Raw genomic sequence first — 22,423 nt, 5'->3', positions numbered from 1 at the left:
TTCAGCTGCGCTGTGGCGCCGGATTGGCGGTCCAAAGGTGCGCCACGCTCAGCCCCAGCCGCGCCAGCATGGTGCGCAGCAAGGGCAAGCTCAGCCCGATCACGTTCGACGGATCACCCTCGATGCGGTCCACGAACCAACCGCCGAGGCCATCGAGGGTGAACCCGCCCGCTACCCAGAGTGGCTCGCCGCTGGCCAGGTAGGCCTCCAGGTCGGAGGGTTCGGGGTCTGCGAAATGCACTGTGGTGGAGGCCGTCTGGATGCCTCGGCCGACGACCTGGCCGTCGCGCACATGCAGGACGCTATGCCCGGTGTGCAGGATCGCAGGACGGCCCGCGCAGGACTGCCACTGCGCCCGGGCCGCCTCGATGCTGCCGGGTTTGCCGCGCAGCCGGCCGTCGACTTCGAGCATCGAATCGCAGCCGATCACCACGCAATCCGCGGCCGTCTCGGCATCCAGCGATCCGGCCACCCGGTCGGCTTTGGCGCTGGACAGGGCCAGCACCACCTCCGCGGCGGGCGCGCCCGGCAGGGACGCCAGGATGGCGTCCTCGTCCACATCGGAGACCAGCACCACCGGTTCGATACCGGCCTGGCGCAGCACGCCGAGCCGGCCCGAGGACGCGGAGCCGAGCACCACCCGAGTCATCGGCGCTCAGCGCCGCATATGGGACCGCTCCAGCAGCGTGACCCTCTGCCAGCTGTGGATCGAATAACGCAGCTTGTCCACCGGATGGCCCCAGAGGTCGTGCGCCGGCGGGGTGGTGTCCACCGGCCCGCCGCCCGCCGCGGACAGCACGCCGATCAGGGCGGCGAGCTCCTCCGGGGTCGGGTTGCCCTTGAGCACATTGATGTGGGGCTCGTGCGTGGCGGTCTCTGCAGTTTCGGGCTCGGGCACCGAGATCTCCCCGCTCACAGGAGCTGAATCATTCGCGCCGCTCACAGGAGCTGAATCGTTCGCGCCGCTCACAGTGGAATGTTCCCGTGCTTCTTCGGCGGGATCGTGCTGATCTTGCGCTCCAGCAGCCGCAGCGCGGTGGCCACATAGCCGCGGGTGTGCGACGGCGGGATGACCGCGTCGACATAACCACGCTCGGCTGCGACGTACGGGTTCACCAGGGTGTCCTCGTAGTCCTGCTGCAGCTCCAGCCGCAGCGCGTCGACGTCCTCGCCCTTGGCGGCGGCGTCCTTGAGCTGGCTGCGGTACACGAAGCCCACCGCACCCGAGGCGCCCATCACGGCGATCTGCGCGGTCGGCCATGCCACCACCACGTCGGCGCCCATGTCCTTGGATCCCATGACGCAGTACGCGCCGCCGTAGGACTTACGGGTGATCACGGTGACCTTGGCGACCGTCGCCTCGCCGTAGGCGTACAGCAGCTTGGCGCCGCGGCGGATGATGCCGTTGTACTCCTGGTCGGTACCCGGCAGGAAGCCCGGCACGTCGACCAGCAGCACGATCGGGATGTTGAAGCAGTCGCACGTCCGGATGAACCGGGCCGCCTTCTCGGAGGCGTTGATGTCCAGGCAGCCGGCGAACTGGGTGGGCTGGTTGGCGACGATGCCGACGGTGCGGCCGTCCACCCGGCCGTAGCCGATGACGATGTTGCCCGCGTACCCGGCCTGCACCTCGAGGAACTCGTCGTCGTCGAGGATGCGCGAGATGACCTCGTGCATGTCATAGGGCTGGTTGGGCGAATCCGGGATCAGCGTGTCGAGCTCGAGATCCTCGGCGGTGAGGTTGTCCTCGATGGCGCCCGGGTGCGGCGGCGCCGGGAAGCGCGGCGGATCGGCGTAGTTGTTCGACGGCAGGTAGCTCAGCAGATCGCGGACGTAGTCGAAGGCGTCCTGCTCGCCGGAGGCGACATAGTGCGCGGTGCCCGACTTGGCCATATGGGTGTGCGCGCCGCCGAGCTCCTCCATGGTGACGTTCTCGCCGGTGACGGTCTTGATGACGTCCGGGCCGGTGATGAACATCTGGCTGGTCTGGTCGACCATGACGATGAAGTCGGTCAGGGCGGGGGAGTAGACGTGGCCGCCGGCCGCGGCACCCATGATCAGCGAGATCTGCGGGATGACGCCGGAGGCGAGGATGTTGTTGCGGAAGATCTTGCTGTACAGGCCGAGCGAGACCACACCCTCCTGGATGCGGGCACCGGCGCCGTCGTTGATGCCGATCAGCGGGCGGCCGGTCTTGATGGCCAGCTCCTGGACCTTGACGATCTTCTCGCCGTACACCTCGCCGAGGCTGCCGCCGAACACCGTGGCGTCCTGGCTGAAGATGCACACGTCGCGGCCGTCGATGGTGCCGTAACCGGTCACCACACCGTCGCCGACCGGCCGGTTCTCGGCCAGTCCGAAGTTGGTGCTGCGGTGCTTGGCCAGCGCGTCGAGTTCGACGAACGACCCCTCGTCGAGCAGTGCCAGCACGCGTTCGCGAGCGGTCAGCTTGCCCTTCGCGTGCACCTTCTCGACGGCTGCCTCGCCGACGGGGTGCTTTGCCTCCTCGGCGCGCTTGCGCAGGTCAGCCAATTTGCCGGCGGTGGTGTGGATATCGATTACGTGCGGGGCGGCCGGTGCGGGAGGATCGGTAACGCTCGTCATGGTCCCGATATTAACGGTTCCCTAAGAACGCGGATAGTTGGGTGCGGTTTGGGCGTTTCACGCCGGCTTGCCCCAGAGCTCCGGTTTTGTAGGGTGGCTGCCATGGTGGGCGCCAACTGGCCCGTTCACCTGGAGAGGAACGCCCACGTGAAGGCTCAGCGCCGCTACGACGGAGTGGATGGACCCCGCGTGGTCATCGCTCACGACTACCTCACGCAACGTGGTGGTGCCGAGAAGGTCGTGTTGTCGATGAGTCGGGCCTTTCCCGATGCGCCGATCTACACGTTGCTCTACCACCCGGCCGGTACCTACCCGGAATTCGCCGATCGGGATGTGCGGGTCTCGCCGCTGAACCGGATCCCGGTGTTGCGCAAGCACCACCGCGCGGCCCTGCCGCTCCTGCCCGCGGCGGCGTCGTCGATGTTCGTCGACGCCGACGTCGTGGTCACCAGCAGCAGCGGCTGGGCCCACGGGTTCCGCACCAACGGCGCCAAGCTGGTGCACTGCCACACGCCGGCGCACTGGCTGTACACGACGGACATGTATCTCAACGACGAGGGCGACGGACTCAAACGCGCGCTGCTGAAGGTCGCCGGGCCGCCGCTGAAGGCGTGGGATCGCCGCGCAGCGGGGACGGTCGACCGGTACCTGGCGGTCTCCACGATGATCAAAGACCGGATCCACGATGTCTATGGCATCGACGCCGACGTCCTGCCCTCGCCGGTCGCGATGCGCACCGATGTCGAGGTGGAACCGGTCCCGGAGGTTGAGCAGTGGGCCACCGGTGACCAGCCGTTCTATTTGTGTGTGTCCCGGTTGTTGCCGTACAAGAACGTCGACAAGGTGGTGCGGGCCTTTGCCGGCAGCGACCGTCGGCTGGTGGTGGTGGGCCGAGGCCCCGAGGCGCGCCATATAGAGCAGATCCGCACACCCAACGTGGCGCTGCTGTCAGACCTCACCGATGCGCAGATGGCCTGGCTGTACCAGTCGTGCCGGGCGCTGATCGCGGCCAGCTACGAGGACTACGGTCTGACGCCGATCGAGGCCGCGGTCTGGGGCAAACCCGCCGTGGTGCTGCGGTGGGGTGGATTCCTCGACACCGTGGTCGACGGTGTCACCGGGACGTTCTTCGCTGAGCCGCAGGCCGATTCGATCGCCGCGGCGTTGGACCGATTCGACGCCCAGAGCTTCGATCCGCAGGTCATCCGTAAGCACGCCGACCAGTTCACCGAGCAGCGCTACGCCGAACGTCTTCATGAGGCGGTTGACGCGCTCGTCGTGCCGTGATGAACGCCCGGCCGCCGGGTTCCGGCGCGATCGCCGACTCGCAGCGACGACCCCGGGCATGCGGCCGACGGATCGGCGCACCGGTCGCTATGGTTGACGCGATTCGTCGACAAGGAGCAGTGATTCATGTTTCGTGAACCGGCTTCAGCAGATCCGGCTGATATAGCCCGGAAGAAGGCCGCCGCCCCGGCGCTGAGGATGGCGCCGGAGTCGGAATGGGTTCTCGACGAGAACAACCGGGTGATCCAGTACAAGATGCAGGGCATCGGTTTCGTTCCGAAGGCGAAGAACCGCATCGGCGAGTTGGTGTTCAACCTCTTCGTCACCTACATCCCGTCGCACACCATCCGGCTCGGATTCCTGCGGTTGTGCGGGGCCAAGATCGGCAAGCACACCTCGATCCTGCGGGGTACCACCGTCCTCGATCCGGCCTATCTGACCATCGGTGACGGGGTGGCCATCGGCTTCCGCTGCATGCTGGACGCACGCGCCGGCATCTACATCGGCAACCAGGTCACGATCGCCAGCGATGTGCAGATCATCGGCGGTGGTCACGACGTCAACCATCCGGACTTCCTGCCGGTGCCGATTCCGACGGTGGTCTGTGACTACGTGTGGATCGCCAGTCGGGCGATGGTCCTGCCGTCGCTGATCGGCCGCGGCGCGGTGGTGGCCGCGCAGGCGTTGGTGACCAAGGACGTCGACGAGTTGAACATCGTCGGTGGGGTGCCGGCCAAGGTGATCGGCAAACGGGATCCAGACGTGTTGCTGTACACCAACACTCGCCGACCCCCGCCGTTCTACTGATGGGGCGTGTGCTCGGTGGTTCGCTGCAGGACCACCGCCTGGTCTTCGTCGCCCCCGACGAAGGGCAGACCGCAGTAGGCGACTACGCCCAGGACCTGGTGGAGGCGCTGCGCCCGCATTTCGGCGAGGTCGTCGAGGAACGCACCGCCGGCCCGGGCATCGACACCTTGGCCGACGTGCGCCGGCACCGGGCCCGGGTGCGCACCCTGGTGGCCGACGGGCCCCCCGGCCGGACCCTGGTGCATGCCGAGCTGTCGACCGGGGTGATGCCCACCTTCTGGGCGGTTGCGGGCCTGTCCGGGGTACCGGTGACCGCCACCATCCACGATCCGCCCCAGGGTTTGTGGTTCCTGGCCCGGCCGCGGTTCATCGCCAACTCACGGTTGCTCACCCACGGCATCCACTACCCCTTGCGCCCGTTGTCGCGGGCCATCGAGGGCCGGGTGTACGGGGAGCGGACCCTGATCGCGCTGACGGAGACGGGGCGAGGATCGATCGAACGCACCTACCCGCGTACCCGCACCGCCTACATCCCGCACCTGGTGCGGGAGCGGCCCGTCATCGCGCCCGCCCAGGATCGTCCGAAGGCAGTCGGATTCTTCGGATTCGTCTATCGCGGCAAGGGTTTCGAGCAGATCGCCGAGATCCGGGCCCAACTGCCCGACGATATCCTGATCCGGGTTGCCGGCCGCGGCACCGAGGACCTGCCCCGGGCCGACGGTATCGAGATTCTCGGCGGGGTCGACGGTGCCGCCGAGGACGCCTTCTTCGCCTCGGTCCGGGCCATCGCGCTGCCGTACGGCAAACGCCATTTCTATGCCGAGACCTATCCCGCCTCCGGGGTGGTGGCGCACGCGATGGCCTACCGCACGCCGGTCGTCTGCACCGGTTACGGGTCACTGGCCGAACTGGATCCCGAACACGGCGTGGTGGTCGTTCCGCCGGGAGCGGATCCCGGTCGCTTGGCGACCGAGATCGGGACGCTGCTGAATGACGAAGCCCGGCTGACCGAATTGGGTGTCAACGCCGACCGGACCCGGCAGGAGCGTTCGCCCGCGCGCACCGCCGAGGCGTTCGTGGCGGTATGGCAACAACTCCTCGACAGCAGGTCCGCCGGTGTCTGAGACGGGCGAACCCGTCGTGGCCAAGCCGGGCTCGCAGCATCTGACCCACGCCTTGTGGGCGGCGTTCTGGATGTACGGCGGCCGCGCCGGCGGGATGGTGTGGACGCTGGCGCTGGTCGGTCAACTGGGTATCGCGGACTACGGCAAGTACGCCATGGCCTACGCGGTGTACTCACTGATCGGGTCGCCGATCGACAACCTGTTCGTGGTCCGGTCGGTACGGGAGTCGGAGGAACATTTCCTGTCCGACCGTGCCACCCGGTATCTGCTCGGCGTCGGCTTCATGGCTGTCGGCCTGGCGCTGCTCGAGGTGAACTACGTCGCCGCCTTCGGTCTGTTCGTCTCCGGCGGCGAGTTGACCTTGAAAGCCTGGGAGAGTCGCACCCTGCGCGACGGCCACCCGCACAAGGCGGCGCAGATCGACACCGGGCGGCAGTTCGCGAGCGTGGTACCGGCCTGCATCTACCTGTTCGCGGTACCGCACCCCACCCTGCAGATCGCGACGTCCATCCTGGTCGCGCCGTACGTGCTGACCGCCCTGTGGGTGGGGCCCATCGCGTTGCGACACCGTCCGGGCATCCCGGGCTCACCGCGGTTGATCGCCATCCTGGTCGGCGAGACGTTCGCGATCATGGCCGGTGTGCAGGGCGACCTGCTGCTGCTCGGGTGGCTCACCAACAGCACCACCGCCGGCTACTACGGCATCTGCACCACGGTCACCCTCGCGATCGTCGCGGTCGGCCAGACCTTCGGCATGTCCTACAACCAGGCGCTGCGCGAAGGCGACGGTCATGTGTCGGCCGGGCCACCCCTGAAGGGCACGGTGCTGCTCGGGGTGGCGGCCGGGGTGCTGGTGCTCATCACCGGTCTGGTCATGATGGTGGTCCCCGCGGTGCCGGAGGAACTGGCGGTCGCGATGACCATCATGTCCCTGTTCTGCGCCATGCGCACGATCAGCACGGTGTTCCAGGCGGTGCTCTACAACCAGCATCGGGACGGCATCCGGCTGATCGCCAATTTCAGTATCGTCCCGATCAGGCTGGGCTTGGTGGCACTGCTGGTGGGGGCCGGTGCGGTCGGTGCGGCCATCGCCGCCGTCGTCACCGACGCCATGCTGTTGGCCATCTACGTTCGCGTGCTGTACCGGAAACCTGTGGCATGACCCCAGATAAGACGAACGCAGACAAGACGAACCCCGACAGAGCGACCGCTTGTTTCCTGCTGTCCAAGGACCCGGTGGCCGACCACGGCGGCGACGTCGAATTGTCCCGTCTGGTCATGGAACTGGCCGCCCAGACATTCGAGGTGTCGGCGATCTGCCTGTCCCACGAACCGGCGGGGACGCTGACCTTTGATGGGGTGCCGCTGGTGCGGGTGGCCAAATCGGGTGTGCAGCCCCTGCGTCTGCTCCTCGATGTCGTGCGGACCCGGCGGAGTCTGGTGCACGCCCGGTTCGACAATGACGACCTGGTCGCGGCGATAGACGCCGCCGGTGCGGACATCTACGTTGCCGAGCACAGCTATATGGCTGAATCCTTCCTGCGCAGCTCGCGGATGGGAAAGTCACGGTTCGTGGTCAATACCCACGTGAGTGAATCGCTGGTGTGGCGGGCGACCCGGGGAGTGCTCGGCCGGCTGCAGGTCGGGAGGTTGCTCCACGACGAACTGAGGGTGGCTCGGGTCGCCGATGCGGTCGGCACCTTCGACGCCGAGGAAGCGCAGTTCTATCGCTCCCACGGGGTGCGCGATGCGCGCTGGATGGATATCACCCTGCCGCCGGGCAAGCAGGTCGCCGTGGCCTCGACACCGCGTCGGCTGGTCTTGATGGGCACCCGGGACTGGCCGCCCAACCAGGAGGCCTTCGAAGAGGCACTGCGGCTGTGGCCCCGGATCGCCGAAGGGATCGACGGTGCCGAGTTGTGCGTGATCGGCGCCAAGGCGGCCAACGCCCCCGAGCCCCAATATCCGCCCGGTGTCCGGGATCTGGGCTTCGTCGACGACCTTGCCGGCTTCCTCGGGACCTGCCGGGCGATGATCGCGCCGATCCGCACGGGCGGGGGAGTGCGGGTGAAGATCCTGGATGCGGCGCGCATGGGGCTGCCCGTGGTGGGGACCACCGCTGCCGTCGGCTCCCTAGGGGAGCTGTTGGGGCTCGGTGTGTTCGACGGGGACGCGGCGTTCATCGAGCAGTGCCGGAAGTACTTGCTGAACAGCGCCGGAGCCGCCGAGGCAGGTGAGCGGCTGTACCGCCTCAACCAGGACTACTGGACCGACCGCCGGCCGCACCGGGCGGTCGCCGAGCTATTGGGCGGTCGTAGCGGTTAGTTTCGGCTCTTGTGCCGCAACAGGTTTCGACAGGGGCGCGGGCACCTTGGGTGAGTCGAGTGCACCCGTTTTGCGTTGCTCGTCGGCGTATTGCAGGAACGTCAAGAAGAACGTGTACATGAAGGCCATCTGTGCGATCACCACGACCGGGTGGTCCAGGTTCAGGGCGATGATCGAGAACGCCATGAACACGCCGCCGAAGAACGCGTACGGCAGCGAGTCGCTGCGGATCAGTTTGGCGGCCACGACGCACCCGATGATGATGACCGCCACGAAGGACAGACCGGCGACGAGTCCGCCACGGTGCACCGCGATCAGCGGTGCATTGGACACGAAGTTCTCGGTGAACGCGTACGGTCCGTCTTTGAATTCACGCAGTGACCAACCGCGCCCGAAGATCCAGTGGTCACCCAGGCGCATGGGGAATTCGCGGATCGCGGCGATGCGGTCCGATGCGCCGGCGTCGTTCTCGCCCAGTGAGCCCGTCAACCGTTTTCGGACCGCGGGGATCGACATCGCGGCCGCGGCCGCGACGAACAGGGTGGCGACGATGACCTGACGGTCGCGGGACCGCATCTTGTGGAAGATGAAGACCAGAGCGACGCCGACCAGGACGCTGGACAGCGCCGCGCGGCTCAGCGTCAGCACGATGCACACCGACAGCAGGCTCATCAGCGTCACCCGCTGCCATCCGGTGAACAAGATGGCGGCGAGCGCGATACCGATCACCAGGCCGATGCCGGCGGCGTTGGGGTCCGCCCACATTCCGCCCAGGCGTTGGAAGGTCTCGCTACCCTCGCCGACGTCGAACCGGCCGCTCTTGGGCAGCGTGTGGGTACCGCCGGTGATGTAGAACCGGTCGGCGGCGTAGTAACCGATGATCGAGAACGGCGCGTAGACCCACTTCGTCGTGCCCTGCGCCACCGCGATGGCACCCATCACGCCGCTGAACGTGCAGGAGTAGACGACGGCCTTGCCGATTCCTCTCAGCTGGTCGTTCGGGAGCGCCAGCAGGACGAACATGAAGCCTGTGGCGATACCCCACTTGGCGAAGTCCATGATGTTCACGGGCGCGGAGAACGTCACGATCATCGACAGGGCGGACATCAGGATCAACACGAGAACGGCCGTCATCAGCGGCGATCGCCGCCGCACCGCCCGCGGATACAGCAGGAAGGCCAGCACGGACCCGCATCCGAGCACCAGGTAGATCGGCAGGTGCACGCCGGGGAAGTACCCGAAGGGAAACGCGGTGACGAAGATCACCGTGCCGTAGTACAGCCACAGCGGATGACGCATCCCGATATAGACCGCCACTATCAGGGCCAACAGGCCGGCGATCGCGATGACCGCAGGTTTGCCGCCCAATGTGACGGCAATCGCGGCCAGCGGTCCCAGCACACAGGCGGCAACCCCCGCACCAATTTCAGTTCGTGAATATGCGGGCAGCTTCAATGTCGATTCATCTCCTGCCAGATCTGCGGTCCCCCTCGCACCGAACTATCCTCGCATTGTCTTCGCTGGATTCGCCACAGGGACTGTGTGCCTGGGAGGTGTCTCCGGTGTGTTTTGCTAGGCGAGGGCGCTATCGTGAGGGCGTCATGGTGACCAAAGAGCGAACGGAGTGCCCAGTTGGCTGTCGGTGATTATGTGCGGATTTTTCGCCGGCTCTGGTGGGTTGTCCTGCTTGCGGCGGTGATCGGTGCCGGTGTCGGCGCTGTGTTGCACCAATTCTCCAAACAGGAGTACACCTCCACAGCAAGGCTTTTCGTCAGTACGCAGAGTGGTACCGGGGTCGGCGACGCTTATCAGAACAACTTGTTCTCGCAAGAACGGGTGTTTTCTTATGCGGGGCTCGCCACCAGTGAACAGGTAGCGGCGCGGGCAATCGACCAGGTGAAAGCGCCTATCACCGTCGAAGAATTGCGGGCGAAGATCACCGCGGTTCCGCTGCCGCAAACGGTGTTGCTCGACATCACGGCAACAGATCCGGATCCGGCCACCGCTCAGCTTTATGCCAATGCCATTGCCGACCAACTCGTCAAGGTCACCGGTGAATTGGAGACATCGCGCCGCGGCGGCGAGTCTGCCGCGGGCGCCATTGTGGTCGATGACGCGAGTTACGGTAGCCCGGTCAAGTCCACCGGCCTGGTCACCCGCATCCTTCTGGGTGCCCTCGCCGGATTGGCTATCGGGATCGTCCTGGCCGCGATCATCGGCATCGCGGACACCCGGGTGCGCCGCCGGGAGCGCATCGAAGACGTCACCGACAGCGCGCTGATCGGCACCCTGGTGGAGAACAACGGCGGCCCGGGCGTCATCGACCTCGCTGCGGGTGGTGTGGCCGTGGAGCGGCTGCGCGAACTGCGTACCAACATCCAGTTCGCGCGTACCGGGAACGGGGAACACCCGCACGTCATCGCCATCACCAGCCCGTCGGCGGGGGACGGCCGTTCGACCACCGCCGCCGACCTGGCCGCGGTGCTCGCGGAATCGGGTCACTCGGTGCTGCTGGTCGACGGCGACCTGGTCGATCCGTCGCTGCCGCAGCTGCTGGGTGTGTCCGAGGCCGAGCACGCTCAGGCGGCCGAGAAGGGGCTCACCACCCTGCTCGACAGGCAGTCCACCCTGGCTGAATCGACCATCCGGGTCGGCGATTTCCGGTTGCTGCCGGCCGGTCCGCTGCCCGCCGCGCGTCGCCAGTTGTGGGGCGATGACGCCGCCGCGCAGGTGATCGAAGAGCTGCGCGTGCACTTCGACTACGTGCTCATCGACACACCGCCGTTGGTCAAGTACTCCGACGGCACCGTGCCCGCGGCGCTGGGCGATGGTGCCCTGCTGCTTGCGCGGATCGGTCACACCAAGGCGGCCGCCTTACGCAAGGCGTTGACCGTCCTGGCGACCGCCCATGCCGAGCTCATCGGCGTCGTGGCCACCGGTGAGCCCGCGAATCGCAAGGATCGTGCCGAGCGCAAGGCCGAGGCGCCGGCAGTCGACAGTGGGCGTGACAGCGGACAGCCCACCGAGGTGATCGGGCAGTTGCCGGTTGTCGCGGCGGACCAGGAATCGGGTCAGCCACGCCATCGGGCTCAACTGGGACAACCGGAGTAATCCATGCAGTCGCTGCGCCTGGGGCGGCTGACCGCGCTGCTGGCCGGTTTTCTCACCGTGCTCGTGGTGGCCTCCTCGGTCAGCGCCTGTTCGACCGGGGCGCCCCGCCAGGCCGAGCGGCAGGATGCTCCCGCAATCAAGACGTTCGCCCCGCAATACGAGGGCAAGCCGCAGCTTGCCCCGCCGGACATGACCGACGACGGACCGGGATCGTTGGTCTCGGTCGAGCCGATCAAGGGCGGGGCTGAACTGCTCGACGAGGACGGCGCCACGTACATGCGCGTGGTGTACCGGTCCACCTCGGGGATCGACGGGACGCCGACGGAGGTGTCGGCGGCGATCGCCATCCCGGCGGGCGTTCCGCCCAAGGGTGGCTGGCCCGTCATCGGCTTCGGGCAGGGCACCAAGGGTGTGCTCTACAAGTGCGCATCCAGCTTGTTTCCGAACCTGCCGAAACAGGCCTGGTCCATGGACCAGTTCATCAAGGCCGGATATGCCGTCACCGCCAGCGACTTCCAGGGTTCTGGGGTGAAGGGGTACGCCCACCCGTTCCTGGATGCGAAGACCTACGGCTACAACATCATCGACTCGGTGCGCGCGGCGCGTCGGGTCGGCGCCGAGATCAGCGACAAGTGGATGACCTACGGACACTCGGCCGGCGGCCTGGCCGTGTGGGCGGCCGCGGAGGAAGCGCAGGAGTACGGGAAGGGCCTGAATCTGCTGGGCACCATCTCGATGGCGCCGGCGGCGGATATGTCCGGTCTGGCCGATGCGGCATGGAACGGCACCCTGACCAATGAGCAGCGGGTCACCATGGTCTACGCCCTGCAGTCGATCAAATGGTTCCACCCGGAGATGAACCTGGACGACTTCCGCTCGGGGGTCACGGCGGCGAACTGGGATCTGATTCTCAACTGCATCCCGACCGACTTCGACCAGGTGGGCCGGGTCTGGGAGACGATGACCAACGCCGACCTGAAGCCCAAGACCTACGAGGACGTGGTGTGGCTGCGTGAGCAACTCGCGGCCCGCGCGGTGCCGAGCAGCCAGCGCATCGACAGCCCGTTGGTGGTCGCCTACGGCACCCAGGACGGCCTGGTCAACCAGGCCTGGTTCGAGACGGCGATCAGCCGGGCCTGTGCGGCGGGCAGCAACCTGGAGATCAAGAAAGACCCCGGCAAGGGGCACGCCGACCTGGACCAGGCCTTCGTGATGGGTTGGCTCAACGATCGGCTGTCGGGGGTCCCGGCTCCGCCGAGCAACTGCGCGGACTGGCAGAAGACGGAACTTCCCAAGTGAGGGCCCCGGTCGAGGTACCGCGGCTGCGCGACTACGCCTCGATGCTGGCGCGGGTGTGGCTGATCATCCTGGTGGCCACCTTGTTGTCGGCGGGCGCGGCCGTCGCCGCGGTGAAAACGCGACCGGCCAGCTACACGGCCTCCGTCGAAGTGTTCGCCACCGTCGCCGGCGACCCGAGTACGTTCGCGCTCTACTACGGCGGTATGGGCGCGAAACTGCGCATTCCGAGCTACGTGGAGTTGGCGAAGTCCACATTGGTCGCGCAGCGTGCCGTCCAGGAACTGCAGTCGACGACCCCGCCCGAGGAGCTCGCCTCGCGGGTGTCGGCGGAATGGGTGCCCGGTGGGGCGGACGCGCGAGGCCGGGCGAATTCGGTGTTCATGCGTGTCACCGTCACCAACTCGAACCCGGAGACCGCGGTCAAGGAGGCCAACGCCATCGGGAGCAACCTGGTGACGTTGTCGAAAGAACTCGAATGGTTCGAGTCCAAGTTCAACGACGATATTCAGTACAAGGGCCCGCTTGCGGAATTGTTGCCGGTCGGCGTGGCGAAGACGGCACAATTGGTGCCGACCCCGATCCTGGGGCCGATGGCGATCGGCGCGGGGGTCGGCCTGGCGGTCAGCGTGCTGATCATGCTGGCGGTCGAGATCGGCCGTGGCACCGTGGGCACGCGCGGGCAGCTAAATTACATTGTCAAACTTGCGACGCACCGGAAGACGTAGGAGCTTTGTGAAATCTGCGAGGACCGCTGCGCGTGCGTTGACGGCGAGTGCGCTGGCCGCGATGGTGGTGTTGACCGGCTGCAGCGCCGCCAAGACCGGTGAGCCGGCCCCGCAGTCGTCAGGCGGCGATCACGAGCTCCACCTGCCGGCGGACTATTCCGGTGAGGGTCCGGGAACGCTGCGCAGTGCGATCACGCTGCCCACCGTCGACCGCCGGATCATCCGGGCCTCCGAGGTTGCGGCCAGGATCAGTTACGTCTCCACCTCGGGCATCGACGGCAGCCTTCAGACCGTCACCGGCAGTGTGTTCGAGCCGCTCGGCCGCCCGCCCGAGGGCGGCTGGCAGGTCATCGTCTTCGGCCACGGCACCGTCGGGATCCATTCCGACTGTGCGCCGTCGTTGTCGCCGTCGTTGTCCGGTGCGGCCGATGCGATCCGGGCCTTGTTGTTGCTCGGTTATGTGCTGGTGGTGCCCGACTATCAGGGACTGGGCTCCACGACCGGTTACCACCCGTACCTCGATGCCACCACCGAGGGCTACAACATGATCGACGCCGCACGGGCCGCCCGGAAACTCCTCCCGGCCGCCTCGGACAAGTGGGTGGCGTTCGGGGTGTCGCAGGGCGGTCAGGCGTCCTGGGCCGCCAACGAGCTGAACGCCGCGTACTCCAGCCCGGACCTCAACCTGGTCGGTTCGGTCAGTGTGTCGCCGGCGGCCGATTTCTCCGGGCTGGCCGACCTCGCGATGGCCGGGGCGCTGACGCCTCAGCAGTCGATCGCGATGGTGCTGATCCTCACGACGCTCAAGACCGAACATCCCGAGTTCAACCTGGACGATTACCGTCGCGGCGGTGCGCAGGCGAACTGGACTCTGCTCGCCGGGTGTTCGGCCGATTCGACCGAGAAGCGACTCGATGTCGCCAGCTCGCTGTCGCCCGATGACTTGCGTCCGGCCAGTCAGGCGGCCACCGACCAGCTGCGCACGTACCTGATCCAGATGAGCGGGCTGCCCCGGTCGCCGGCCGGCGTGCCGTCCTTGGTGCTGCAGGGTGACCAAGATCAGCTGATCCCGGTGGCCTGGACCGACGCAGCGGTGCAGCGGGCCTGCGATATGGGCAGTGTCATCGCGTCGTTCGTGGCGGTCGGCCGCGGCCACGGGGACTTCGATCCGACCGAGGCACTGGACTGGATCCAACAGCGGTTCAGGGGCGATCCGCCGGTCAGCACCTGCACGGTCGAGGGCGGCCCGTCCATCCGCAAGGTTCCTCAGCTGACATTGCCTGAATGATGAGCCCGAATGAATGAGCCGCAATGATGAGTGAGAGAGCCGAGGCTGAGCTGCCCGCCGAGCTGCCCATCGAATCCCAGGTGATCGCGAGCTCGCCGACACACCGACGGGTCGTCGGGCTGGACGGCATCCGCGGACTGGGCTGTCTGGCGGTCGTCGTCGGCCACGTCGGCGAGTTCTACACCCCGGTCACGCATCACAAGGCGCTGCTGGATGTCCTGGGGCTGGCGTTGATCCTGTTCTTCGTGCTCAGCGGCTTCCTGCTGTTCCTGCCGTACGTGCGCAGGCTGACCAAGCCGGGTGCGGACATGCCCGATACCCGCACCTACTTTCTGCACCGCGTGTTCCGGGTCTTCCCCGGATATGTGGTCATCTTCCTGATCTGCAACTTCGTGCTCCGTGCGGTGTACGTCGACAATCCGACGACCCAGCTGCCGGGCACCCAGCACGGCACCGGGATGATCACCGATCCCGGCAAGCTGCTGGCCAACCTGACCCTGGTGCAGACCTATATCCCCGACTACGTCCAGACGGGCATCAACCCGTCCTGGTCGCTGACCCTGGAGATCGCGTTCTACCTGTCGCTGCCCCTGCTGGGCCTGTTGATGTTCGCGTTGCGCCGGCGGTTGAACGTCGCACCGCTGAAACTGGCGTTGGTGGCCCCGGCCATCCTGCTGGTGGTGGCCTATATCGGCCGGGCCCTGACCCCGTGGGTGTACGAGCACGTCAACGTGCACAACTTCACCCCGGACGGCGGGACGTACATGCCCGACATCTGGCTGCAGAACTGGGGCCCGAACCTGGCCGCGGTCTTCAGCCGCAGCATCCTGACCAACGCCGACCTCTTCGCCTACGGCATGCTCGCGGCGATCCTGTTCGTGGCGATCGAGCAGGCGGTCATCGGGGAACGGGCGGCCAAGTGGATTCACCGGGCCGCGATCCTGGGCATTCCGGTGTTCGGCGTGCTGACGCTCAAACTCGTCAAGGATCTGAGCCCGTTCGGCTACGGCGTTCTCGGTATCGTCTCCGCGCTGTTCATCGTGATGGTCATCCTGCCGTTGGCCTGGGGCGCCCCGTCGAGATTGGCGCGGTGGATCGATGCCCGGCCGTTCTATTTCATCGGGCTGATCTCCATGTCGGTGTACCTGTGGCACTATCCGCTGCTGTTGCTGCTGGGCCGGTTCAACCTGGTGGCCGGTGACACCTGGGGCGGCATGTTGCGCAACATGGCTGTGGTCACCGTCGTCACACTGGCGGTCGCGACCCTCACCTACTACTTCGTCGAGAAGCCCGGGCTGGATCTGGCGAAACGATTCCGGAAACGGTGAAACGCCGAAAACTGTTGTGGGCAGCGGTGTTCGCCGTTGTCGTCGTGCTGACCGCGGGATTGCTGTTGGCGGTGTCCCCGTCGGCACGGCAGTTCGTCGGATTACAACCCGACCCGGAGGATTCGCAGCCGATCGCGACCGCCGACCTCAGTGGCGCGGGGCCCGGGACACTCGTCAGCGCCGTCACCATGCCCGCGTTCAACCGCCGCCTCACCGGTGCGCCGATTCGCGCGGCCCGGGTGGTCTACCGCTCCACCGAAGGGGATACCGGAGCACCCACGGTGGTGTCCGGTTCGGTGTTCACTCCCAGCGGCCCCCCGCCGCCCGGTGGCTGGCCCGTGATCGCCTACGGGCACGGCACATTGGGTATCGACGAGCCGTGCGGGCCGTCGCTGTCACCCACCTTGTTGGGCGCTGTCAACTGGGTGACCAATCTGGTGGCCGCCGGCTATGCGGTCGCGGTTGCCGACTACCAGGGCCTGGGTAACCCCGGGGTGCATCCGTATCTCGATGCCCGCACCGCCGGGCTGAATGTCATCGACTCGGTGCGGGCGCTGAGGCGCACCTTCGACGGTGTCTCGGAGCGCTGGGCCGCGCTGGGCGGCTCGCAGGGCGGCGGGGCGGTCTGGGCCGCGGGGGAGCAGGCGGGTACCTATGCGCCGGAGATGCTGCCCGTCGGGGTGGTGGCGCTGGCGCCGGCGGCCGACGTCGCAGGCCTGGTCGATCTGGCGGTTCAGCAGAAGCTGACCCGCGAGCAGATGCCGACGCTGGCGGTGATCGTGGAATCGCTGGCGCGGCTGCATCCCGATATCAACCGGGACGACTATCGCCGCGGGATCGCCGCCGAGAAGTGGGATGTGCTGGTCGCCTGCAGTGGCGACAAGGTCCACGAGCGGGAATCGGTGATCAATCGCCTGCAGCCGGAGGACATCGCACCGAATTCTCCGGAGGCGGCCGACCGGTTGCGCGGCTACCTCAAGGCCTGGGCGCTGCCGCAACGGCGGCTGTCGGCGCCGATGTCGGTGGTCTACGGGGGCAAGGACGAGTACATCGCCCCGGCCTGGACCGAGGACGCGATGCGGCGGGCGTGTGACCTCGGTGGCGTGGTGACAGCGGACTTCCAGGCCGACAAGGGACACGGTGATCTCGACTTCGCTTCCCAGGTCGACTGGCTGGGGGAGCGTTTCGCCGGCGCCCCGGTCACCGACGGGTGCGTCGCGAAGCCCTGATCCTGGGCTGCCCCCGCAGTGGTCCATCGCTGCCGGAAATGCCTGGCCGTGAAGTGCATTTTCGGGCATGACGTTTGCCAAAAAGTAGGCCGCCGACACCGGCCCGGCTGAATCGTTCTCAAGTGATTCTCGATACGTCCGCGGTTTATGCGGCGAATTGCTTTGACGGCGGGTTTCTGGCAACTAGCATTCCCGTTGCGGTTGCAGAACTTTTTGTCTGTGGTGAGATAAGCCTCAGTCCAGCTGTTCCTGGTAGCTCCCGGTCGGCATGATTGCGGACGCCCTGGCAATGTTGCACCGCCGTACTAGTGGCTAGCAAACCTCTGCAAAGATGCTCCGTCGGCCTGAAACGTGTGTAATATGAAGAATCTCGCCACGATGAGAGGGAATTAGCGGTGGCACTGGTTTCTAGTGATACAACTGCTCTCGGACAGTTTGCTGAACCCCGGGACGCGACCTCGGTGCAATCGCCGCTGGTGGCGGTTGCCGACCGTTCGCAAGGACTGGCATGGCAACGTCGCTACGTCGTCGCCTTGACGGTCTCCGATGTGGTCGTCGTGGGTGCCGCGATGGCGTGTGCGCAGATGGTCCGATTGGGGCGCCCTGTTACCCAGTTCGACCCGCTGACCATCTACTTCGGCTTGTTGTCCGTGATCTTCGGCCTGATGTGGCTGGGCATGCTGGCCGCCTACGGAACCCGCTCGCCGCGGATCGTGGGCGCCGGGACCGAGGAGTACCGACGGGTCATCTCGGCCACCATGTCGACCATCGGCGTCGTCGCCGTCACCGTGATGATCTTCCGGCCCGAATACGCCCGCGGTTACCTGGCGGTGGCGTTCCCGCTCGGCCTCGTGCTGTTGATGATCAGCCGGAGCTTGGCTCGCCGGGTACTGAGCTGGTACCGCAAAGGCGGCCGCTGTGTGAACTCGGTGCTGGCGGTCGGCAGTCCCGCGGCCGTGCAGAGCCTCGTGCAATCCCTGGGCCGCGCGCGTGACTACGGCTACTCGGTGGTGGGGGTGTGCCTTACCGGCCATCCCGCCGGCGGCACCATCGACATCCCGGGAGTCGGGTCGCTGCCGGTCCTGGGCAATGAGCACAGCGTCGAGACGGCGCTGGCGGCCAGCGGCGCCGACACCGTCGCGCTGACCACCACCGATCACCTCGGCCCGGCCGGCGTGCGGGAACTGTCCTGGGACCTGGACCGCCTCGGCGTGGACCTGGTGGTCTCCCCGGGCATGGTCGACGTGGCAGGTCCGCGCCTGACCATGCGGCCGGTGGCCGGCTTGCCCCTGATCCACATGGAGCGTCCGCAGTACAGCGGAACCAAGAAGCTGCAGAAGCGCGTCTTCGACGTGGTGGTGTCCCTCGGGGTGCTGATGTGCGCCGCGCCGTTGATGATCCTGAGCGCGATCGCCATCAAGCTCACCAGCCGCGGCCCGATCTTCTACTGCTCGGAACGTATCGGCATCGACGGCACCCCGTTCAAGATGATCAAGTTCCGCACAATGGTGGTCGATGCCGACAAGCAGGTCGGCCGGCTGAGTGCACTCAACGACTTCTCCGGTGGCGTGCTCTTCAAGATCCGGGAGGATCCGCGGGTGACACCGGTGGGCCGCATTCTGCGGCGCTACAGCATCGACGAGCTGCCGCAGTTCTTCAACGTCCTCGCCAAGGACATGAGTGTCGTCGGTCCGCGGCCACCCCTTCGCTGCGAGGTCGACGCCTACACCGAGCAGGTGCGTCGCCGTCTGCTCGTGCTGCCCGGGATCACCGGACTGTGGCAGGTGAGTGGCCGCGCAGACCTGTCCTGGGATGACTCGGTTCGGCTGGACCTCTCCTACGTCGAGAACTGGTCGATCAGCAGCGATGTGCTCATCGCGTTCAAGACGGTCCGCACGGTCCTGGGCGGGGCCGGCGCCTACTGATCGGACGCGTCGTCCGGCTGAAATCGCACGAGAGCCGTCCCGCTCGGCTCCGGTAATGTGGCTGGAATGTGGCGCCCGTCGGTGAATGGCCCGGCGGGTTGGGCCAAGGCGATCCTCGCACTCGTCACCGCGGTGGCGTTCGTCATCGGCGGTGTGCAACTGCTGCCGCTCGCGGTGCCCGCGGCGACCTGGCTCGTGAACGCCTCCTACAACGCCTTCTCATCGCTGCAAGGTCCGCCGGTGCCGGTCACGACGGCGGACTTCTCCGGTTCGGGTCCGGGTTCGTTGGTCACGGCCACCACGATGCCGTCGGTGACGCAGACCCTGGCGGGACGGAACCTGCGGGCGGTGCGCGTCGTCTATCGGTCCACGTCGGGGGATACCGGCGCACCCACCGTGGTCTCCGGTTCGGTGTTCACACCGTTGGGTGAACCACCTGCCGGCGGGTGGCCGGTGGTGGCGGTCGGCCATGGCACGGTCGGTATCGACGGGCCCTGCGGGCCATCCCTGTCGCCGTGGCTGGAGGGTGCACTGAGCTTCGTGGCGCCGCTGGTCGAGCGGGGTTACGCCGTGTCGGTGGCCGATTACGAGGGCCTGGGCGTCAAGGGGGTGCACCCCTATCTGGATGCCCGCACGGCGGGACTGAACATGATCGACTCCGTTCGGGCGCTGCGGCACGCGTTCCCCGGGCAGACGTCGACCACGTGGGCCGCGTTCGGTCATTCGCAGGGCGGCGCCGCCGCGTGGGCGGCCAATGAACAGGCCGGCGGGTATGCGCCCGAACTGCAGCTCATCGGTGCGGTCGCGGCCGCACCCGCCGCAGACGTGACGAAATTCGTCGACTTGGCGGCGGCCGGCACGCTCAGCCGGGAACAGCGTCTGAGCATGCCGTTGATCGTCGAGTCGCTGGCGCGGCGCCATCCCGATCTCGACCGGGACGATTTCCGCAGCGGCGTGTCCGCGCAGGACTGGGCGGTGCTGACCGCGTGTCAGGGTTCGGAGCTGATGAAGAGGTCTGCGGTCGCGGACAAGCTGACCGGGTCGGAGTTCGCACCACGCACCCCGGAAGCTGCCGCGACGTTGCGAAAGTTCTTACAGCAGTGGGCACTTCCGCAACGTGCTCTGTCTGCCCCGATGTCGGTGTGGTACGGCGGAGCGGACGCCTACATCGATGCGGAGTGGACGCGTGCCGCGATCGCGCGAGCCTGCGCCATGGGCGGCACGGTGACCATCGAGTTCCAGCCGGGCAAGGGACACTCAGATGTCGACCTGGCGACGCAGTTGCAATGGCTGCTCGACCGTTTCGCCGGTCGACCCGTGCACAATGACTGTCGATGACTGCTGATACTCACCGGGCTCCTCTGGATGCCACGGCACTGCGTACGAAGATCACCGCGGCCACGCCAGGGTGGCGCCGTCTCGACGTCGTCGAGACGACCGGCTCCACGAACGCCGACCTGGTCGCCCGTGCGGCCGCCGGTGAGGACATCGGTGGTGCTGTCCTGCTGGCCGAGCATCAGACGGCCGGACGAGGCCGCGGCGGCCGGGTGTGGTCGGGCGTTCCGAGGGGTTCGATCGCGATGTCGGTCGGTGTGTCGACCGCGGGGGTCGACGAGCAGAACTGGGCCCTGCTGCCTCTGCTGACGGGCGTTGCCGTGGTCGAGGCGCTCGACGAGGTCGGTGTGGCCGGCTCGCTCAAGTGGCCCAACGACGTACTCGTGGACGGGGCCAAGATCGCCGGCATCCTGGCCGAGGTCGCCTCGCCGCAACGGGCGGTCGTCGTCGGGATCGGCCTGAACGTGACCGTCGGCGCGGACGAGATCGATCAGCCGGGCGCGACCTCGGTGCTCGCCGCCGGTGGCACCGTCGACCGTGATCAGTTGGTGCTCAACGTCCTTCGGCACCTCGGCACGCGTATCGAGCAATGGCGCGGCGGGGGCGGCGGTGTGCTGACCGAGTACCGGCGGCGCAGCAGCACGATCGGCGCGCGGGTCCGGGCGCTGCTGCCGGGGGACCGTGAGATCGTCGGCACCGCCACCGGAGTCGACGACCGCGGCCAGTTGTGTATCGAGTCGGCGGACGCAACGGTGACGGTCGCCGCCGGTGACATTGTGCATTTACGGCCCGCTCCGGGAGCTGCCGAGCAGTAAGGTCGTCTGCGTGGGTTATCCGGACAATGTGCTCGCCGGTGACGAGCGGGTGGTGCTGCACCGGCACCCGCACTGGAAGCGGTTGATCGGACCGGCTCTGGTGCTTCTGATCGTCACCGCGCTGGCCTCGTTCGGTGCGGCCGTCGTGCAGAACTCCGACTGGGACGGCACCGTCAAACGAGTCGTGCTGATGGTGCTTGCCGCGCTGTGGGTGATCATCGTCGGGTGGCTCACGGTGTGGCCGTTCCTCAACTGGTGGACAACGCATTTCGTGATCACCGACCGGCGGGTGATGTTCCGGCACGGGCTGCTGACCCGGTCGGGGATCGATATCCCGCTGGCGCGGATCAACAGTGTGGAGTTCCGGCACGGGCTGCTGGACCGGATGTTGCGCACCGGCACGCTGATCATCGAGTCGGCGTCACAGGACCCGCTGGAGTTCCACGACATTCCGCGGGTGGAGCAGGTCCACTCGCTGCTGTATCACGAAGTCTTCGACACCCTGGGGTCCGAGGAATCGCCCAGCTGAGCCGAGCGGCGCGACCGCCGCAGCGGCGTGACCGTGCCGGTCGGGCCGGACTTCTGCGCACTGTCGCCGAGATGTCCGTGCTCGTGCTGGTCCTCGAACGCCTCGGCGATACCGCCCGCGGTCAGCGTGGATTCCAGCGTCTTCTCCGGGTTGCGGGCGTTCTCGTCGGGGAAGACCCACCGCCGGAAGGCCCAGAACCGGAAAGCCATCTGCAGCAGGTTGCCGATGACGTAGGCCGAGACGAAGTCGGCGATGTTCTCGACGGTCAGCGACACCTCGGGCACGCGCAACTGGAGCATGTAGCTCGACACCCACAGCGGTGCCATGCTCAGCAGCACGCCGACGCCACTGACCGCGAAGAACAGCAGGGCCTCGTGGTGCCGCTCCCGGCCGCCGCGGTCCTTGAAGCTCCACTCCCGGTTCAGGATGTAGGAGGCGATGACGGCGACGATGCCGGCGATGATCTTGGCGGTCACCGGCTTGGGTTCGAGCACCGTCAGCTTCAGCGTGTAGAAGATCGCCGAGTCGATGACGAACGTCGTCGCACCGACCAGTGCGAATTTGATCAGCTCGTGGTGCCGCTCGGCGAACGGCCGGATCGGGCTGGGAAGCCGCGCGATCGTGGCATCTGCAAAGGACACGAGGGTCGAGTCTACGGAAACTCGGTTGCCAACGTGAACCTGCGCAGGTCG

The 22,423-nt window shown here is 67.0% G+C and carries 20 protein-coding genes; 15 read left to right on the top strand and 5 right to left on the bottom strand.

Features of this window, described 5'->3' with window-relative positions; all coding sequences use genetic code 11:
* Position 1: 1 nt before the first annotated feature.
* From QN239_RS25150 to QN239_RS25140, 3 genes are all read right to left on the bottom strand, one after another.
* Entirely contained in the window at positions 2-649 is a 648-nt protein-coding gene (locus tag QN239_RS25150) for a Maf family protein (protein WP_499014536.1), read from the bottom strand.
* A gap of 6 nt (positions 650-655) precedes the next feature.
* Positions 656-904, bottom strand: coding sequence for an acyl-CoA carboxylase subunit epsilon (locus tag QN239_RS25145; RefSeq protein WP_499016961.1), 249 nt, complete (start codon positions 902-904; stop codon positions 656-658).
* Positions 905-966: 62 nt separating this feature from the next.
* Entirely contained in the window at positions 967-2,604 is a 1,638-nt protein-coding gene (locus QN239_RS25140; RefSeq protein ID WP_187098586.1) for an acyl-CoA carboxylase subunit beta, read from the bottom strand.
* A 102-nt stretch (positions 2,605-2,706) separates the two neighbouring features.
* On the opposite strand from QN239_RS25140, the gene QN239_RS25135 reads away from it, so the two are divergent.
* The 5 genes from QN239_RS25135 to QN239_RS25115 all read left to right on the top strand — a co-directional run bounded on the left by QN239_RS25135 (position 2,707) and on the right by QN239_RS25115 (position 8,147).
* Positions 2,707-3,891 carry a glycosyltransferase gene (locus QN239_RS25135; RefSeq protein WP_499014534.1) on the top strand — a complete coding sequence of 395 codons (1,185 nt, stop codon included), beginning with the start codon at positions 2,707-2,709 and terminating at the stop codon, positions 3,889-3,891.
* A gap of 126 nt (positions 3,892-4,017) precedes the next feature.
* Complete coding sequence (locus QN239_RS25130) at positions 4,018-4,698, top strand: acyltransferase (RefSeq protein ID WP_090355889.1); 681 nt, start codon at positions 4,018-4,020, stop codon at positions 4,696-4,698.
* Positions 4,698-5,822 carry a glycosyltransferase family 4 protein gene (locus QN239_RS25125; protein ID WP_499014532.1) on the top strand — a complete coding sequence of 375 codons (1,125 nt, stop codon included), beginning with the start codon at positions 4,698-4,700 and terminating at the stop codon, positions 5,820-5,822. The genes QN239_RS25130 and QN239_RS25125 overlap by 1 nt, the downstream gene beginning before the upstream one ends.
* A complete protein-coding gene (locus QN239_RS25120; RefSeq protein WP_499014531.1) occupies positions 5,815-6,984 on the top strand; it encodes a polysaccharide biosynthesis protein in 1,170 nt (389 codons plus the stop codon). The genes QN239_RS25125 and QN239_RS25120 overlap by 8 nt, the downstream gene beginning before the upstream one ends.
* Positions 6,981-8,147 (top strand): glycosyltransferase, encoded by a 1,167-nt coding sequence (locus tag QN239_RS25115; protein WP_499014530.1) that lies wholly within the window; start codon positions 6,981-6,983, stop codon positions 8,145-8,147. The genes QN239_RS25120 and QN239_RS25115 overlap by 4 nt, the downstream gene beginning before the upstream one ends.
* Here the strand turns inward: QN239_RS25115 and QN239_RS25110 are convergent.
* Positions 8,124-9,548: an O-antigen ligase family protein gene (locus QN239_RS25110; RefSeq protein ID WP_499014528.1), complete on the bottom strand. Its 1,425-nt coding sequence runs from the start codon at positions 9,546-9,548 to the stop codon at positions 8,124-8,126. The two genes, QN239_RS25115 and QN239_RS25110, sit on opposite strands and share 24 nt — an antisense overlap.
* A 231-nt stretch (positions 9,549-9,779) precedes the next feature.
* Between QN239_RS25110 and QN239_RS25105 the strand changes: the two genes are divergently transcribed.
* The 10 genes from QN239_RS25105 (at position 9,780) to QN239_RS25060 (ending at position 21,731) form a co-directional block, all read left to right on the top strand.
* Positions 9,780-11,258, top strand: coding sequence for a tyrosine-protein kinase domain-containing protein (locus tag QN239_RS25105; protein WP_499014526.1), 1,479 nt, complete (start codon positions 9,780-9,782; stop codon positions 11,256-11,258).
* A 3-nt stretch (positions 11,259-11,261) separates the two neighbouring features.
* Positions 11,262-12,557, top strand: coding sequence for a lipase family protein (locus QN239_RS25100; RefSeq protein WP_499014524.1), 1,296 nt, complete (start codon positions 11,262-11,264; stop codon positions 12,555-12,557).
* Positions 12,554-13,282 (top strand): YveK family protein, encoded by a 729-nt coding sequence (locus QN239_RS25095; RefSeq protein ID WP_499014522.1) that lies wholly within the window; start codon positions 12,554-12,556, stop codon positions 13,280-13,282. Before QN239_RS25100 ends, QN239_RS25095 begins: the two co-directional genes overlap by 4 nt.
* A 7-nt stretch (positions 13,283-13,289) precedes the next feature.
* The gene (locus tag QN239_RS25090; protein WP_499014521.1) at positions 13,290-14,570 is read left to right on the top strand and encodes a lipase family protein; all 1,281 of its coding nucleotides are present in this window, start codon (positions 13,290-13,292) and stop codon (positions 14,568-14,570) included.
* Between the two features lie 26 nt (positions 14,571-14,596).
* Positions 14,597-15,898: an acyltransferase family protein gene (locus QN239_RS25085; protein WP_499014519.1), complete on the top strand. Its 1,302-nt coding sequence runs from the start codon at positions 14,597-14,599 to the stop codon at positions 15,896-15,898.
* Complete coding sequence (locus tag QN239_RS25080) at positions 15,895-17,127, top strand: lipase family protein (protein ID WP_499014517.1); 1,233 nt, start codon at positions 15,895-15,897, stop codon at positions 17,125-17,127. Before QN239_RS25085 ends, QN239_RS25080 begins: the two co-directional genes overlap by 4 nt.
* Before the next feature lie 476 nt (positions 17,128-17,603).
* A complete protein-coding gene (locus QN239_RS25075; protein WP_499014515.1) occupies positions 17,604-19,052 on the top strand; it encodes a sugar transferase in 1,449 nt (482 codons plus the stop codon).
* Between the two features lie 66 nt (positions 19,053-19,118).
* Positions 19,119-20,390 (top strand): lipase family protein, encoded by a 1,272-nt coding sequence (locus QN239_RS25070; RefSeq protein ID WP_499014514.1) that lies wholly within the window; start codon positions 19,119-19,121, stop codon positions 20,388-20,390.
* Positions 20,387-21,202 carry a biotin--[acetyl-CoA-carboxylase] ligase gene (locus QN239_RS25065; protein ID WP_499014512.1) on the top strand — a complete coding sequence of 272 codons (816 nt, stop codon included), beginning with the start codon at positions 20,387-20,389 and terminating at the stop codon, positions 21,200-21,202. Before QN239_RS25070 ends, QN239_RS25065 begins: the two co-directional genes overlap by 4 nt.
* 10 nt (positions 21,203-21,212) lie before the next feature.
* A complete protein-coding gene (locus QN239_RS25060; RefSeq protein WP_499014511.1) occupies positions 21,213-21,731 on the top strand; it encodes a PH domain-containing protein in 519 nt (172 codons plus the stop codon).
* Here the strand turns inward: QN239_RS25060 and QN239_RS25055 are convergent.
* Positions 21,686-22,372: a GtrA family protein gene (locus tag QN239_RS25055; protein ID WP_267290284.1), complete on the bottom strand. Its 687-nt coding sequence runs from the start codon at positions 22,370-22,372 to the stop codon at positions 21,686-21,688. The two genes, QN239_RS25060 and QN239_RS25055, sit on opposite strands and share 46 nt — an antisense overlap.
* Positions 22,373-22,423: the final 51 nt, after the last annotated feature.

The organism is Mycolicibacterium sp. Y3 (genome assembly GCF_051188035.1).
Classification (GTDB): domain Bacteria; phylum Actinomycetota; class Actinomycetes; order Mycobacteriales; family Mycobacteriaceae; genus Mycobacterium; species Mycobacterium fluoranthenivorans.
The sequence above is the reverse complement of the archived record's forward strand: the minus strand, read 5'-3'. Positions and strand labels throughout refer to the sequence as shown.

Excerpts from the sequence above, each read along its gene's own strand:
- QN239_RS25150 (WP_499014536.1), bottom strand. The coding sequence starts at position 649 with ATGACTCGGGTGGTGCTCGGCTCCGCGTCCTCGGGCCGGCTCGGCGTG.
- QN239_RS25140 (WP_187098586.1), bottom strand. The coding sequence starts at position 2,604 with ATGACGAGCGTTACCGATCCTCCCGCACCGGCCGCCCCGCACGTAATC.
- QN239_RS25135 (WP_499014534.1), top strand. The coding sequence starts at position 2,707 with ATGGTGGGCGCCAACTGGCCCGTTCACCTGGAGAGGAACGCCCACGTG.
- QN239_RS25130 (WP_090355889.1), top strand. The coding sequence starts at position 4,018 with ATGTTTCGTGAACCGGCTTCAGCAGATCCGGCTGATATAGCCCGGAAG.
- QN239_RS25125 (WP_499014532.1), top strand. The coding sequence starts at position 4,698 with ATGGGGCGTGTGCTCGGTGGTTCGCTGCAGGACCACCGCCTGGTCTTC.
- QN239_RS25115 (WP_499014530.1), top strand. The coding sequence starts at position 6,981 with ATGACCCCAGATAAGACGAACGCAGACAAGACGAACCCCGACAGAGCG.
- QN239_RS25100 (WP_499014524.1), top strand. The coding sequence starts at position 11,262 with ATGCAGTCGCTGCGCCTGGGGCGGCTGACCGCGCTGCTGGCCGGTTTT.
- QN239_RS25085 (WP_499014519.1), top strand. The coding sequence starts at position 14,597 with ATGAGTGAGAGAGCCGAGGCTGAGCTGCCCGCCGAGCTGCCCATCGAA.
- QN239_RS25070 (WP_499014514.1), top strand. The coding sequence starts at position 19,119 with ATGTGGCGCCCGTCGGTGAATGGCCCGGCGGGTTGGGCCAAGGCGATC.
- QN239_RS25065 (WP_499014512.1), top strand. The coding sequence starts at position 20,387 with ATGACTGCTGATACTCACCGGGCTCCTCTGGATGCCACGGCACTGCGT.